The organism is Saccharothrix sp. BKS2 (genome assembly GCF_047689505.1).
Taxonomy (GTDB): Bacteria; Actinomycetota; Actinomycetes; order Mycobacteriales; family Pseudonocardiaceae; genus Actinosynnema; species Actinosynnema lopnurensis.
In genome coordinates this window covers 103,317-118,264 of record NZ_JAUQOL010000011.1, presented here as the reverse complement: position 1 = coordinate 118,264, position 14,948 = coordinate 103,317, and the positions used below count along the sequence as shown (strand labels likewise).

General features: G+C 75.0%; 11 protein-coding genes. 4 read left to right on the top strand and 7 right to left on the bottom strand.

Annotated features, from left to right (window positions below; translation table 11 throughout):
- Nucleotides 1-696: a histidine phosphatase family protein gene (locus Q5530_RS23840; RefSeq protein WP_415364978.1), complete on the top strand. Its 696-nt coding sequence runs from the start codon at nt 1-3 to the stop codon at nt 694-696.
- Nucleotides 697-1,200: 504 nt separating this feature from the next.
- Nucleotides 1,201-1,545 carry an ArsR/SmtB family transcription factor gene (locus Q5530_RS23835; protein ID WP_415364977.1) on the top strand — a complete coding sequence of 115 codons (345 nt, stop codon included), beginning with the start codon at nt 1,201-1,203 and terminating at the stop codon, nt 1,543-1,545.
- Between the two features lie 33 nt (nt 1,546-1,578).
- Here the strand turns inward: Q5530_RS23835 and Q5530_RS23830 are convergent, their stop codons facing one another.
- Nucleotides 1,579-2,553, bottom strand: coding sequence for a hypothetical protein (locus tag Q5530_RS23830; RefSeq protein WP_415364976.1), 975 nt, complete (start codon nt 2,551-2,553; stop codon nt 1,579-1,581).
- Nucleotides 2,554-2,734: 181 nt separating this feature from the next.
- Between Q5530_RS23830 and Q5530_RS23825 the strand changes: the two genes are divergently transcribed.
- A complete protein-coding gene (locus tag Q5530_RS23825) occupies nt 2,735-3,508 on the top strand; it encodes an isocitrate lyase/PEP mutase family protein (protein WP_415365133.1) in 774 nt (257 codons plus the stop codon).
- 65 nt (nt 3,509-3,573) lie between these two features.
- A complete protein-coding gene (gene hrpA, locus Q5530_RS23820) occupies nt 3,574-7,476 on the top strand; it encodes an ATP-dependent RNA helicase HrpA (protein WP_415364975.1) in 3,903 nt (1,300 codons plus the stop codon).
- A 91-nt stretch (nt 7,477-7,567) separates the two neighbouring features.
- Here hrpA and Q5530_RS23815 read toward each other — a convergent pair whose 3' ends face one another.
- From Q5530_RS23815 to Q5530_RS23790, 6 genes are all read right to left on the bottom strand, one after another.
- Nucleotides 7,568-8,053 carry a MarR family winged helix-turn-helix transcriptional regulator gene (locus tag Q5530_RS23815; RefSeq protein WP_380635119.1) on the bottom strand — a complete coding sequence of 162 codons (486 nt, stop codon included), beginning with the start codon at nt 8,051-8,053 and terminating at the stop codon, nt 7,568-7,570.
- A gap of 37 nt (nt 8,054-8,090) precedes the next feature.
- Nucleotides 8,091-8,912, bottom strand: a complete 822-nt coding sequence (locus Q5530_RS23810) for a lysostaphin resistance A-like protein (RefSeq protein WP_415364974.1) — start codon at nt 8,910-8,912, stop codon at nt 8,091-8,093.
- 131 nt (nt 8,913-9,043) lie between these two features.
- The gene (locus Q5530_RS23805; RefSeq protein WP_415364973.1) at nt 9,044-9,952 is read right to left on the bottom strand and encodes a protein phosphatase 2C domain-containing protein; all 909 of its coding nucleotides are present in this window, start codon (nt 9,950-9,952) and stop codon (nt 9,044-9,046) included.
- 82 nt (nt 9,953-10,034) lie between these two features.
- Nucleotides 10,035-12,500: a tetratricopeptide repeat protein gene (locus Q5530_RS23800; protein WP_415364972.1), complete on the bottom strand. Its 2,466-nt coding sequence runs from the start codon at nt 12,498-12,500 to the stop codon at nt 10,035-10,037.
- A gap of 85 nt (nt 12,501-12,585) precedes the next feature.
- The gene (locus tag Q5530_RS23795; protein ID WP_415364971.1) at nt 12,586-13,554 is read right to left on the bottom strand and encodes a glutamate ABC transporter substrate-binding protein; all 969 of its coding nucleotides are present in this window, start codon (nt 13,552-13,554) and stop codon (nt 12,586-12,588) included.
- Complete coding sequence (locus Q5530_RS23790) at nt 13,551-14,834, bottom strand: hypothetical protein (RefSeq protein ID WP_415364970.1); 1,284 nt, start codon at nt 14,832-14,834, stop codon at nt 13,551-13,553. Before Q5530_RS23790 ends, Q5530_RS23795 begins: the two co-directional genes overlap by 4 nt.
- Between the last annotated feature and the right edge of the window lie 114 nt (nt 14,835-14,948).

The window sequence follows — 14,948 nt, the reverse complement described above, 5'->3', positions numbered from 1 at the left end:
GTGGCTACCGTGATCTTGCTGCGACACGCCCGGTCCACCGCCAACGGGGCGGGCGTGCTCGCGGGGCGCCAACCCGGCGTGGCGCTGTCCGAGGAGGGCGAGCGCCAGGCCGCCGGGCTCGTCGACCGCCTGGCGGCCCTGCCCGTGGACGCGGTGGTCAGCTCACCGCTGGAGCGCTGCCGGCAGACCCTCGCGCCCCTGCTCGCCGCCCGCGGCCTCGACCCCGCGGTCGAACCGGCGCTGGCCGAGGTCGACTACGGCGACTGGACCGGCCGCCCCCTCAAGGACCTCTACGGCGAACCCCTGTGGGCGGTCGTGCAGCAGCACCCGTCCGCCGCGGTGTTCCCCGGCGGCGAGGGCCTGGCGGGCGTGCAGGCGCGCGCCGTGGCGGCGATCAGGGCCCACGACGCCCGCGTCACCGCCGAGCACGGCCCCCGCGCGGTGTGGGTGGCGTGCAGCCACGGCGACGTCATCAAGGCGGTGCTGGCCGACGCCCTGGGCGTGCACCTGGACGGGTTCCAGCGCATCGTCGTCGACCCCGCCTCGGTGTCGGTGGTCCAGTACACCGCGACCCGGCCGTTCGTGCTGCGCGTCAACGACAACGGCGGCGACCTGAGCGGCCTCGTGCCGCCGGCGGAGGAGAAGGGGGAGGCGCCGTCCTCCGACGCGGTGGTGGGCGGCGGCACCGGCCCGTAGCGGCGGTTCCCGGCAAGGGTTCCCGGCAGGGGTTCTCCCGGTGGAGGTCCCCGGAGCGGTGCGTGGCCCCGGACGGTGCAGGGTGGTCCGGGGCCACGGTGCGCTCGGCCGGGCGGCGAGCGGCCTCGTGGTGTCGATCGTATTGGCGTTAATGCCCGGGTAAATGCCCTCTTCTCGGGTGACCCGGCGGCAGCGGGGGAGGGCCGGCGCAGGTCAGCTCCCTGCCGCGGCCCGGAAAACCGGCCAAAACCGCAGCTCAAAGCACGTGGAAACGCCGTGGAAACAAATCGTGGCAAGCCGACGGGCAGCGTAGTGCGCTGATCCGGGTGGTCCACGCCGGAAGAACCGCCCCTGTTTACAGTTAACAGCGCACCGTGCGCTTTCGGTCACAATCCGACGCCACCCCGCCTGTCCCCTGATCGAGGGCGAAGTTCACTCTATCGAGTGTAGAGACTTCAGTGTTGACTAAAAAAACCTTGACAGCGGGAACTACGATGCTCACCCGTGCGCGCCCTACAACACCCGGACGTGGCGAACATCCCGCTGTCGACCGTGCTCAGCGCACTCGCGGACCCGGTCCGGCTGCGGATAGTGGCCGAGCTCGCCCGCTCGGGCGGGATCGTGTGCGGGCAGTTCGACGTGCCGGTCGGCATGTCGACGCTCTCGCACCACCTGAAGGTGCTCCGCGAGGCCGGTGTGCTGCGCGTGACGCCGCAGGGCAGCTACCGCACGCACGAGCTGCGGCACGAGGAGATGGAGCGCCGGTTCCCCGGCGTGCTGGAGTCGATCACGCGCGCGGTGGTGCCCGGCCGGCCGCGTGAGGACGACCGGGGTCGGCCCTCCCCGTAGCGGCAGCGGCGGCACGGGTGCCCGGGTCGGGCGTCAGGGGGCGGTGTGGCGCAGGACGTGGACGCCGACCGCGGTCTTGAGGTAGGCCCAGGTGGTGGCGCCGGTGGTGGTGAGGCCGACGTGGGAGGCGGAGGTGCCGGCGAGGTCGTCGGGCAGCGGCACGGGTGCCCAGTCGGCGCCGGTCCAGCGGTGGAAGGCGGGGCGGGTGTCGAAGCTGCGGTGGCCGGCGCGGACGCCCCAGGTCCAGCCGGCGGCGACGCCGTGCAGGCTGAGGCGGTCGGGGGCGTCGGGGGAGGGGACCTCGTGCCAGGCCGAGCCGGTCCAGCGGTGCAGGCGCAGTTCGTGGGTGTCGCGGGCGTGGGCCAGCCAGACGTCGTCGGGCGCGGCGGCGGCCAGGCGGGCGACGTGGCCGCGTTCGAGGTGGGGTCCCGGCAGGTCGTGCCAGGTGTGGCCGTCCCAGCGGACGAGGACGGGGTACTCGTAGCGGGCGGCGCCGACGCCGGCGAGGCCGCCGCCTCCCGCCCAGAGCCGGCCGTCGCCGGTGGGGGTGAGGGTCTGGAGGTTCTCGCGGGCGGAGGACAGGACGGTGCGCGCGTGCCAGGTGGTGCCGTTCCAGTGGAGCCCGTCGCGGCCGGCGCCGACCACGTGGACGTCGTCGGGGCCGACGGCGGCGATCGTCTTGGCCCAGGTCATGGGTGGTGTGTCCAGGGTGCGCCAGGTGGTGCCGTCGTAGTGCAGGACCAGGGGGCGGCCGCCGCTGTTGCCCACGGCCCACACGTCGTCGGGCGCGGTGGCGGTGACGCCGGCGAGGCTGGCGGGCGCGGGCAGGTCGGGGAGCGGTTCCTCGTGCCAGGTGTCGCCGGTCCAGCGCAGGACCAGCGGGGTGGAGGGTCGGCTGGTGAACACGCCGGTGGTGCCGACCAGCCAGGCGTGGTCCTCGCCCGCGGTCGCCAGGTCGGCCAGTGCGGTGCTGGGCGGCAGCACGGGCACCGGCTCCGGTCGGAACAAACCAACTCCCCCGTCGATGGGTCCCCCGACTCATCGCGTGGTCCAGCAGATCGGGAGGTGCGCCGGTGCGCCATCCGCCGAACGGCGGTTTGTGGTCGTGGCGGGCGCGTGGGTTCGGGGTTGGCGCGCTCGCCGGGCCGTGCCGGTCGCGGTGCCGGATGATCGGGTGGTGATCGAAACGATGACCGGCGCCCGGCTGCTGCGCGGGCTGCACGTGCCAGGGGACCCCTTGGTGCTGCCCAACGTGTGGGACGCCGCCTCGGCGCGGGTCCTGGTCGGGGCGGGTTTTCCCGCCGTGGCGACCGCCAGTGCCGCGGTGTCGGCCGCCCTGGGCTACCCCGACGGCCACGGCGTGCCCGCGGACGAGGCGTTCGCGGCGATCCGCCGGGTGGCCGCGGCGGTGGGGGTGCCGGTGACGGCCGACGTCGAGCGCGGTTACGGGCTGCCGCCGGAGGTGATCGCGGAGCGGTTGGCGGAGGCGGGCGCGGTCGGCTGCAACCTGGAGGACTCGGACCCGGAGACGGGGCGGCTGGTGGACGTGGCCGAGCAGGTCGAGTTCCTGGCGGCGGTGCGCGCGGCGGACCCCGAGCTGGTGATCAACGCGCGGGTCGACGTGTTCGCCCTGGACCCGGGGACCGCCGGGCCCGGGGTTCCCGGCGACGGGACCGGCGCGGCGTTCGAGGAGGCCGTGCGGCGCGCCAGGGCGTACCTGGGCGCCGGCGCGGACTGCGTCTACCCCATCACCATGCCCGCCGGGCACCTCGCGGCGTTCGTGCGGGAGGTCGGCGGACCGGTCAACCACCTGCACGTGCCCGGCTCGCCGACCCCGGTCGAGGCCGCCGGGCTGGGTGTGGCGCGGGTCAGCCTCGGCCCCGGGCTGCACCGGCTGCTGATGGCCCGGCTGGGCGAGCTGGCCGCCGACCTGCGTGCCGGTCGGAGCCCCTACCCGGGGTGAGCGGCGGGGGGCCGGCGGTTAATCCGTCGGCCCCTGTCCCGCCTGCCGGATATCCTTGACGCCAAATGAGTACCACCTCGCACGCTGACCTGCGTAAACGACTGCCCGACCTGATGACGCGGGACCAGCGGCGGCTGGGGCGCCGCCTGGACGGTGCCCGCAAGGTCCGCGACGACCGGGCGCGGGCGGCCGTCCACGCCGAGATCGAGGCCGAGATCGAGGCCGCCGAGCTGAAGGTGGCGCTGCGCCGCGAGGCGGTGCCCAAGATCACCTACCCGGCCGAGCTGCCGGTCAGCGCCCGCAAGGACGACATCGCCGCGCTCATCCGCGACCACCAGGTGGTGATCGTGGCCGGCGAGACCGGTTCGGGCAAGACGACCCAGCTGCCCAAGATCTGCCTGGAGCTGGGTCGCGGCGTGCTGGGTCAGATCGGCCACACCCAGCCGCGCCGGCTGGCCGCGCGCACTGTGGCCGAGCGGGTCGCCCAGGAGCTGGACACGCAGTTGGGCAGCGCGGTGGGCTACAAGGTCCGGTTCACCGACCAGTCCGGCGACGACACGCTGGTCAAGCTCATGACCGACGGCATCCTGCTCGCCGAGCTCCAGGGCGACCGGATGCTGTCGCGCTACGACACGATCATCATCGACGAGGCCCACGAGCGCAGCCTCAACGTCGACTTCCTGCTGGGCTACCTCAAGCAGCTGCTGCCCCGCCGCCCGGACCTCAAGGTCGTCATCACCTCGGCCACCATCGACCCCGAGCGGTTCTCCCGCCACTTCGGCGACGCCCCGATCATCGAGGTCTCGGGCCGCACCTACCCCGTCGAGGTCCGCTACCGCCCGGTCGTCGACCCCGACGACCCGGACGCCGACCCCGACCGCGACCAGGCCGGGGCCATCTGCGACGCCGTGCGCGAGCTCCAGGCCGAGGGGCCCGGCGACGTGCTGGTGTTCCTGTCCGGCGAGCGCGAGATCCGCGACACCGCCGACGCCCTCGCCGCGCTGGACCTGCGCGACACCGAGGTGCTGCCGCTGTACGCGCGGTTGTCCTTCGGCGAGCAGCACCGGGTGTTCCAGGCCCACTCCGGGCGTCGCGTGGTGCTGGCCACCAACGTCGCCGAGACCTCGCTGACCGTGCCGGGCATCAAGTACGTCGTCGATCCCGGCACCGCCCGCATCTCCCGCTACAGCCACCGCCTGAAGGTGCAGCGGCTGCCGATCGAGCCGATCTCGCAGGCGTCGGCCAACCAGCGCAAGGGCCGCTGTGGTCGCGTCTCGGAGGGCATCTGCGTCCGCCTCTACGCCGAGGACGACTTCGACGCGCGGCCGGAGTTCACCGATCCGGAGATCCTGCGCACGAACCTCGCCTCGGTCATCCTCCAGATGACCTCGATCGGGCTGGGCGACATCGCCGCGTTCCCGTTCATCGACCCGCCCGAGTCGCGCAACATCGCCGACGGCGTGCAGCTGCTCCAGGAGCTGGGCGCGATGGTGCCCGCCGAGCAGAAGCTCACCCCGCTGGGCCGCAAGCTCGCCCAGCTGCCCGTCGACCCGAGGCTGGCGCGCATGGTCGTCGAGGCCGACGCCAACGGCTGCGTCCGCGAGGTGATGGTCATCGCCGCCGCGCTGTCCATCCAGGACCCGCGGGAGCGGCCCAGCGACAAGCAGCAGGCCGCCGACGAGCAGCACGGCCGGTTCAAGGACCCCGGGTCGGACTTCGTGGCCTACCTCAACCTGTGGCAGTACGTGCGGGAGCGGCAGAAGGAGCTGTCGAGCAACCAGTTCCGCAGGCTGTGCCGCGCCGAGTTCCTCAACTACCTGCGCGTGCGCGAGTGGCAGGACGTCTACCAGCAGCTGCGGCAGGTCGCCAAGACCCTCGGGGTGCACGTCAACGACCAGCCCGCCGACCCGCGCAACGTCCACCTGTCGCTGCTGTCGGGCCTGCTGTCGCACATCGGGCTCAAGGACGTGCCCAAGCGCGAGCCGGGCAAGCGGGCCGCCACCGAGTACCTCGGCGCCCGCAACGCCAAGTTCGCGATCTTCCCCGGTTCGGCGCTGTTCCGCACCCCGCCGCAGTGGGTCATGGCCGCCGAGCTGGTGGAGACCTCCCGGCTGTGGGGCCGGATCGTGGCGAAGATCGAGCCCGAGTGGGCCGAGAAGCTGGGCGGGCACCTGGTCAAGCGCACCTACAGCGAGCCCCACTGGGAGGCCCGGCGCGGCGCGGTGGTGGCGCTGGAGAGGGTGACCCTCTACGGGGTGCCGATCGTGACCTCCCGCAAGGTCGACTACGGGCGCATCGACCCCGGGCTGTCGCGCGAGCTGTTCCTGCGCCACGCCCTGGTGCAGGGGGAGTGGACCACCCACCACGAGTTCGTCCGCCGCAACCGGGAGCTGCTGGCCGAGGTCGAGGAGCTGGAGAACCGGGCCCGCCGCCGCGACATCGCGGTGGACGAGGAGGTCGTCTACGACTTCTACGACCAGCGCGTGCCCGCCGACGTCGTCTCGGTCCGCCACTTCGACACGTGGTGGAAGAAGACCCGTCGCGAGCAGCCGGACCTGCTCACCTTCGACCGGGCGATGCTGGTCAACGAGCGCGCCGGCATCATCCCGGAGGCGTACCCCGACGAGCTGCGACGCGGTGGGCTGAGCCTGCCGCTGACCTACCGGTTCGAGCCCGGCGCGCCGGTCGACGGCATCACGGTCGCCCTGCCGCTGCCGGCGCTGACCGCCCTGCCCGACGACGCGCTGTCCTGGCAGGTGCCCGGGATGCGCACCGAGCTGGTGGTGTCGCTGATCCGGTCGCTGCCCAAGCCCGTCCGCCGCAACTTCGTGCCCGTGCCCGACGTCGCCGCCGCGGCCCTGAGCGGCATGGACCCCGACGAGCCGGTGCTGCCGGCCCTGGAGCGCGAACTGCGCCGGCTGACCGGTGTGGTGGTGCACCGCGACGAGTGGCAGCTGGGGCAGGTGCCCGAGCACCTCAAGCTCACCTTCCGCGTCCTGGACGAGGACGGCCGCGAGCTGGCCACCGGCAAGGACCTGGCCGCGCTCAAGGCCAGGCTGCGCGGGCAGCTGCGGGAGTCGCTGGCCGCCGCCGCGAGCAACCTCGCCCGCACCGGCCTGACCCGCTGGGACATCGGCGACCTGCCGCGCACCGTGCAGAGCCGCCGCTCCGGCATCGTGGTCACCGCCTACCCCGCGCTGGTCGACAAGGGCGAGTCGGTGGCCGTGGAGATCCTCGACACGCCGGGACGGCAGCGGCACGCCATGTGGCGCGGCACCCGCCGGTTGCTGCTGCTCGGCGTGCCCTCACCGGTCAAGTCGCTCCAGCGCGGCCTGAACAACGCCGAGAAGCTCGCCCTGACCCGCAACCCGCACGGCGGCGTCGCCCCGCTGCTGGCCGACTGCATCGGCGCCGCCGCGGACAAGCTGCTGCGCGACGCCGGCGGCCCGGTGTGGAACGAGCAGGACTTCGCCAAGCTCACCGACCTGGTCCGCCGCGGCCTGGGCGAGACCACCTTCGACGTGGTGCACCAGGTGCGGCGGGTGCTGGAGGCCGCCCAGGACGTGGAGCTGCGCATCGGCGCGGTGCGCGGCGCGGTGTTCGACGCGTCCGTGGCCGACGTCCGGGCCCAGCTCGCGGGTCTGGTGCACCCCGGTTTCGTCACCGGCGCGGGTGCCGACCGGCTGGCCGACGTGCACCGCTACCTCCAGGGCATCGCCCGCCGGCTGGAGAAGCTGCCGCACAACCTCGACCGCGACCGCGAGTGGATGGACCGCGTCCACGAGGTCCACGCCGAGTACCGGGAGCTGCGCGCCGCCCTGCCCGCCGACGAGCCGCACGAGGAGCTCGACGAGGTGCGGTGGATGATCGAGGAGCTGCGGTTGAGCTACTTCGCCCAGACCATCGGCACCCGCTACACCGTCTCCGACAAGCGGATCTACAAGGCGCTCGACGCCGTGCCCCGCTGACGGGTGGTGTGCCCGCTGTGAGCAGCGGGCACACCACCCCGGTGCTCGTCGTGCCCGGCGGCGCCGCCGGGGAGCGGCAGCTCCCGCACCGTCACTCGCACACCTCCAGCAGCGTCCGCAGCGCGTCGGCGACCACCAGCCTGGTCCGGTCGTCCAACGGCTCCAGCAGCCGCGCGTAGTGGGCGACGTGCTCGCCCAGCATCCCGTCCACCAGCTCCCGCCCCCGCGGCGTCAGCTTGATCCGCACCACCCGCCGGTCCGCGGGGTCGGCCACCCGCTCCACCAGGCCCTTGACCTCCATCCGGTCGATCCGGTTGGTGATCGCGCCCGCCGTGACCAGCGACGCCGACAGGAACGCGCCGGCGGTCATGCCGTGCGTCGGCCCGGCCCGCCGCAGCGTGGTCAGCACGTCGAACTCGCCGGGCTCCAGGTCGTAGTGCGCCAGGAACTCCCGCAGCTCCCGCTCCAGCAGCCGCGACAGGCGCGTCACCCGCGACAGCACCGCCATCGGCGAGGTGTCCACGTCCGGGCGCTGCACCGACCACTGGGCCAGCACCAGGTCAACCGCATCGGCCATCAACCCCTCCAAGGAGTCCGCACATCCGTTTCGGTGCTCACCGGAGCAGGACGCCGAGCAGGATCGGCACCGAGTTGACCGCGCCGTGCACCACCAGCAGCGGCCACACCAGCCGGTAGCGGCTCCACAGGTAACCCAGGAACAGCCCGAGCACCCCCTGGTTGACCACCGCCGACGCCAGGTCCACCGGCAGGTCGCCGGTGCCCTGGATGGCGACGTGCCACACCGCCCACAGCAGCGACGACAGCACGATCGCGGGCCACGGGCCCACCGCGAACTCCCAGCGCGTCTGCAACCAGCGCCGGTAGAACAGCTCCTCCAGCACCGCGTTGACGCCGAACCCCAGGACCAGGGCCGCCAGCAGCGCCGCCGCCGCGGCCGGCCCCGGGTCGTCCGCCGGCGGGGCCAGGGGCGTGGCGTAGGCGACCAGCAGCCACCCCAGCACCGGCACCAGCGGCACCCAGCGGCGGCCGGTGGGCCGGGCGGGCGACCAGCGCACCCGCCGCAGCAGCACCGCCGGCACCACCGCCAGCAGCGCGAGCTTCACCACCAGGTATCCCGCGTCGCCGTCCGCCAACGGCAGCACCAGCGCGTACGCCACCGCGGCCGCGGTCAGCACCGCGAGCTGCGCGCGCCACCGCCGGGGCGGCTCACCGGGGGAGACCGACTCGAACGGCACCAGCCGCACCAGGGCGATCCCCACCAGCGCCGGCACCCACCGGAACCACAGCGGCACCGTGCCGTCGTGGTCGGCCGAGTACCGCACACCGGTGTGCCCGGTCGACACCAGGTACACCGCCGCGCCACCGATCGCCGCCAGCCCCGTGACCAGGACGGCGGTCCCCCCTGTGATCCGCACGTGACCACCGTAGGCAGGTGATCGACTCCCGCGTCGGCGTTACGGCGGAAAACCCCCGCGACGGCGGACACGGCACTGGGCCGCCCGGCGGCACCAGACCGGTACCACCCGCCGCACCCGACCGGTCGGGCTCAGGCGCCGGGCCCGCCCCGCAGCTGCACGACGGCCACCGTGATGTTGTCGTGCCCCCCGGCCTCCAGCGCGACCTCGACCAGCCCCCGCGCCACCTCCGCCGGCGGCACCCCGCGCGGCAGGGCCGCCACCAGGTCCTCCGGCTCCGGCAGGTAGTTCCACAGCCCGTCGCTGCACAGCACCAGCAGCCCCGGCGTCTCCACCCGGAAGGTCACCGCCTGCGGTTCCACCGGCCCCGCGTCCGCGCCCAGCCACCGCGACAGCACGTGCGCCCGCCGGTCGGTCAGCGCCTGCTCCTCGGTCAGCACTCCCTCCGCCACCAGCTGCGCCGCCCACGTGTCGTCCACGGTCAACCGCGCCGCGCCGGACCCGGCCACCAGGTAGGCGCGGCTGTCACCGACCCACCCCACGGTGGCCGTGTCGTCGCTGACCACCGCCGAGACGAACGTGCACGACGGCGCGACCTCCGCCGCCTCCGGTCGCGCCAGCCCGGCCACCGCCGCGTTCGCCGCCGCCACCGCGTCCGCGGTGGACACCTCCGCGTCCGCACCCGCCCGCAACCCGGTCAGCAGCACGTCCACCGCCGTGTCCACGGCGACCTGCGACGCCTGCTCGGCCCGCTCCGAGGACGCCACCCCGTCGCACACCACCACCGCGACCCCGCGGCCCCGAACCCGCCCGAACGCCATCGAGTCCTCGTTGCGGCGCCGCCGCCGGCCCCGGTCGCTCACCCCGGCCACCCCGGGCAGCGCGAACTCCACCCGGTCGCGCGCCTCGCCCGTCCCCGGCCCACCCACGGGCGTCCGCCGCACGCGCAGGTTGCGCCCGCACGCCTCGCAGAAGCGGTCCTGCGGGGTGACCGGAGCCGCGCACTCCGGGCACGAGTCCCTCGGGGAGTCCTTCGTCATGCCGTCATCCTGCGATCCACCGTTCCGGGTACCACTCGTCCGGATACCACTCGTTCGGGCGCCACCGGTCCGGGCGCCACCGTCACACCAACGTCCTGGGCCGCACCGCGTTGGCCAGGTCCACCAGGGCGATCCGCTCCTCGGCGGTGTCCGCCAGCCGGGCCAGCTGCCGGTAGCAGCGCTCCAGGCCCAACCGCAGCCCCACCTCGTCCAGCTCGCACCCCAGCAGCCTCCCACCCGGGAGCTTCCCACCCCGCGCCGCCGCGGCGCCGTCGGGCAGCAACTCCAACGCCACCCCCAGCAGTTCGGCGGTCAGCACCGCCCGCCGCGCCACGTCCAGCTCCACCGCCGCCAGCCGCGCCCCGGCCGCCACCACGTCCGCCAACCCGCCCACCGCCTGCACCCGCACCGCCGCCACCTGCGCGGCCACGTGGTGGACCGAGGTGTCCGGCACCGAGTGCAGCACCTCCACCGCCGCCTCCCGGTCGCCGCGCGCCGCCAGTACCCGCGCCAACCCGAACGCCGCCGACACGTACGAGTGGTCCGTGCGCCACACGACCCGGTAACCCCGGGCCGCCGCGTCCGGCTCGCCGGCCAGCTCCGCGCACACCGCCGCCGCCAGCTTCGGCGCCGCCTCGCCCGGCAGCACGTCGCACACCTGCTCGAACGCCGCCCGCGCCGCCCCCGGCCGGCCGTCGACCAGCGCCACCACCCCGCGGTACCAGCCGGGCCGCCAGTCGTCCGGCGCGGGCTCCTCCGGGTCGTCGGGGTCGAACCACGAGGAGGGCCAGGGCACCGCGGTCAGCTCGTCCAGCTCCGCCGCCGCCTCGACCACCCGCCCGGCCTCCACCAGCGCCCGCACCACCTGCAACCGCACCTCCACCGTGCGCACCGGCGCGGCGCGCAGCGCGGTCACCGTCTGGTCCGGGTCACCGCCCGCCGCCGTGGCCAGGAACCCCGCCGCCGGGTCGGAGGTGTCCACCTGCGGCACCGGCAGCCCCGACGCCACCGCCCGCGCGGCCGGCTCCCGCCCGGTCCCGGTGACCTCGGTGCCGAACGCCCGCCGCTCCGGCGTGAACTGCCGCGACAACCCCGGCCGCGGCACGTCGTCCTGCTGCGCCAGCACCTCCCGCAGCACCCCGGTCAGCTGCTCGGCCATCTCCTCGGCGGTGGCGAACCGCTGGTCCGGGTCCCGGTGCGTGGCGCGGGCCAGGAACCGGCGCAGCGAGTCGTGCTCGCGCAGCAGCGGCTGCTCCGCCGGCGGGGGCAGCGACTCCCGGTGGGCGCGGCGGAAGTCGAACCGGAAGGTCATCACGGCCAGCGCCCGGCCCACCGTGTACAGGTCGGAGGCCACCGACGGACCCACCGAGCCGATCTCGGGCGCCTGGTAGCCCAGGGTGCCGTAGATGGGGGAGTGGCGGTCGTCCGCGCGCCGCACCGCGCCCAGGTCGATCAGCTTGAGCTGCTCCTCGGTCTGGATCACGTTGTCCGGTTTGAAATCGCAGTACAGCAGGCCCACCCCGTGCAGGTAGCCCAGCGCGGGCAGCACCTCCAGCGCGTAGGCGATGGCCTGCGCGGGCGGCAGCGACCCGGATCCGGCGCCGTCGGCGCGCACCGCGTCGAGCATCTCCTTGACGGAGGTGCCGCCGACGTACTCCATGACGATGTAGTCGACCAGCTCGCCGGTGCGCCGGTCGGCGTGCCGCACGAAGTTGTGGATCTTGACGATGTTCGGGTGCTCCACCTCGGCCAGGAACCGCCGCTCGGCGATCGCCGCGGCCATCGCGTCGGCGTCACCGGAGTCCAGCAGGCCCTTGAGCACCACCCACCGGTCGTTGACCGCGTGGTCGGCGGCCAGGTACACCCAGCCCAGGCCGCCGTGCGCCAGGCAGCCCAGCACCTCGTACTGGCCGTGCAGGACCTCGCCGGGTGCCAGCTTCGGGGTGAAGGAGTAGCGGTGGCCGCAGTGCGCGCAGAACCCCTCCACCCGGCCCGGCCGCCCCTCTCGGGCGCGTCCGACCTCCTTGCCGCAGCCGGAGCAGAACCGCTTGGCCTCGGGCACCTCCGGGTTCGCCAGCACGGCCGTCTTCGGGTCCCGGTAGGGCACCCGCGGCACCTCCACCAGCCCCGCGCCCAACCGGCCGCGCCCCGACGAGAGGGTCGACGCCGACGCCCGCCGCGCCCGACCGCCCGACGGCACGCTCGCCGACCACGGCGCGGTGCCCGGACCGGTGCCGGGGCCCGTGTGCGCACCGGTCGCCGCACCGATCGCGGAGGCGGTCGCCTCACCGGTCACCGCGCCGGCTGCCGAATCGGCCACCGGGTCGGCAGTCTCCGGGCCGACCCGGGAGCCGGGCCGGGTGGCCGGACCGGCCCCGACCCGCGCCCCCGCCGCTGCCCCGGACCCCGCCGCCGGAGCAGGCCGCGCGTCCCCCGGCGCCGGGCTCGGCATCGTCCTGACCAGGACCGGGGCCTCCACCCCGCACGCCTCGCAGCGGCCGTCGCCGTCGACCGCCCCACCGCAGCCGGACCTCGGGCACGTCCTCATCGGGCCTCCGTCCTCGCCGGCACCGCGCTCACCACCACACAGGAAGAACGCTCCCGCCTCCACGCGAGTGCCCCGCCGCCCACGGTCAGTCCCGGTACACCGCGACGGGCGGGGCCGGCGGCTCACCGAGCCAGCGCCGGTGGATCGACGCCCACGTGCCGTCCGCGCGCAGCCGCTCCAGCAGCGCGTTGGTGAACCGCACGAAGTCCTCGTCAGCCCGGGGGAAGGCCATCCCGTACGGCTCGGCGGTGAACTGCGGGCCCACCACCTTCGTGTAAGGGTCCTGCGCGGCGAACCCGGCCAGGATCGTGTCGTCGGTGGAGATCGCGTCGACCTGCCCCTGCTGGAGCATCACCAGGCAGTCCGTCCAGTCCGGCACCGACACCGGGACCGGGCGGGACGCCGCCGCGGCCACGTTCGCCAGCGAGCTGGACCCCCTGGTCGCGCACACCCGCCGCCCGCCCAGCGACCCGATGCCGGTCGCCCCCGAGTCCACCGGAACCAGGACCCGCTGCCCGGCCTGGTGGTAGACGGTGGAGAAGGCGACCTGCCGCCACCGCTCGCAGGTGACCGTCATGGTGCGCACCACGACGTCCACCCGGCGCTCCACCAGCGCCGGGATGCGCTGCTCGGAGGTCAGCACCTTGAACTGGACGGCGCCCGGGTCCCCCAGGACGGCCCGCGCGACCTCGCGGACCATGTCCACGTCGAAGCCCTCCAGCTCGCCGGAGAACGGGTTGCGGAACCCCATCAGGTAGGTGTTCTGGTCCACGCCCGCGATCAGCCTGCCGCGCGCCCGGATGCGGTCCACGGTCGACCCGGCGGGCACCTGCCCGACCGGCGGCAGCGGACCAGAGGGGCGCAGGCTGGCCGTCGGGTCGCACGACTCGGGCGCCGCGGTCGTCGAGGACGGCGGCCCGGTCAGCTCCGACGCCCCCGCGGGCCACGGCGCCACCGGCGAGGAACCCACGATCGGCGGCGCGGCGCTGGGCACGGGCGAACACCCCGCCAGCAGCGCCGCGAGCAGGACCGCGACCGGCCACCCCCGCCTCATCGGTACTCCTTGAGCCGCTGCCACAGCCCGGACGTGGTGGCCACCGCCGTGAGCAGCGCCAGCAGCACCACCCCGGGCACCGCGCCGCCCAGCGCGCCCCGCGCCCGACCGATCGTGTCGGTCAGCCGCGCCCGCGACACCCCGATGGCCTCCACCAGGGCGTCGTCGAGGGCGTCGAACGCGGTGGCCGCGCCGCCCTCGGCGTGCCCGAGCGCGAGCGCCACGGCGGTCGTGTAGTCGCCCCGGTCGTCGGCCTCGCGCACCCGCCGGTGCACCTCCCGCCACCGCTCGTGGTGCTCCAGCGCCGCCACCACCGGCGGCGCGCCGCTCCGCTGCCGGGCCTGCCCCAGCAGGTCTGCCAGCTGCCCGTCCCGGTCGACGAAGGCGTTCTCGTAGTCCGCGCCGCTGCCGCGCGCCACCAGCGTCAGCATCTCGTCGCCGCGCGCGGTCAGGGTGGTGATCCGCGCCCGCGCCAGCACGTCCACCAGCTCGGCCCCGTCCCTGCTCGCCGCCGAGTGGTGGACCGCCAGCAGGCCGGCCGCCGGCACCCACACCAGCGAGACCGCGCTCAGCGCGGTGGCCACCACCAGGCCCGGGTTGAGCACCCGGTTGGTGCGGCGGGTCAGCCAGCGCTGGGCGAGCACCAGCGCCACCAGCGCGGCCACCCCCAGCAGCAGCTCCGGCCACGGCAGCGACCCGGCGCGGTCCAGGTCGCGCACCACGTTGCCGGTCTCCACCCGGTACAGCTCCCGCGCGGTGGGCAGCAGCTCCGACCGCATCAGGTGCGACGCCTGCCGCAGGTAGGCCGCGCCCACCGGGTTGCCCTGCCGGTTGTGGGTGCGGGCGGTCTCGACCAGCCCGGTGTAGACCGGCAGCCGCCCCGACAGCGTGGCCAGCGCGGCGGTCAGCTCCGGGGAGCGGGTGGCCCCGGCGGTCGCCGCGGACAGCGCGGCCGCCGCCTCGGCCACGTCCTGCTCGTACCGCTGCCGCAGGGCCGCCGACTCCACGCCGCCGGACAGGAACGCCCCGGCCGCGGTGGCGTCCGCGTCGGCCATCGCCCGGTAGACCTCCTGGGCGGCGAACGCCAGCGGCTCGCTGCGGTCGGCCAGGGCCTCCAGTGCGGCGGAGCGGCGCTGCACCGACGCCGCGGTCAGGCCGCCGACCAGCAGGGCGACCACGACCAGCAGCAGTGCGAGCAGGCTCAACCGGCCGGGCGTGGTGCGGGCCAGGCCGGTCACCCGGCGCAGCCCGCCCCGATCCGGTTGAGCTCCGACCAGCACGACCGCCCCCTTCCCGGGGTGATCGGCGTCACCCCTCCCGCAGGCGTCAGCGTAGATCGGGAGCGGCCGCTCGGGGGCGTGCTGCGCGGGGCCGGTCCCCCACCCGTCACCGGT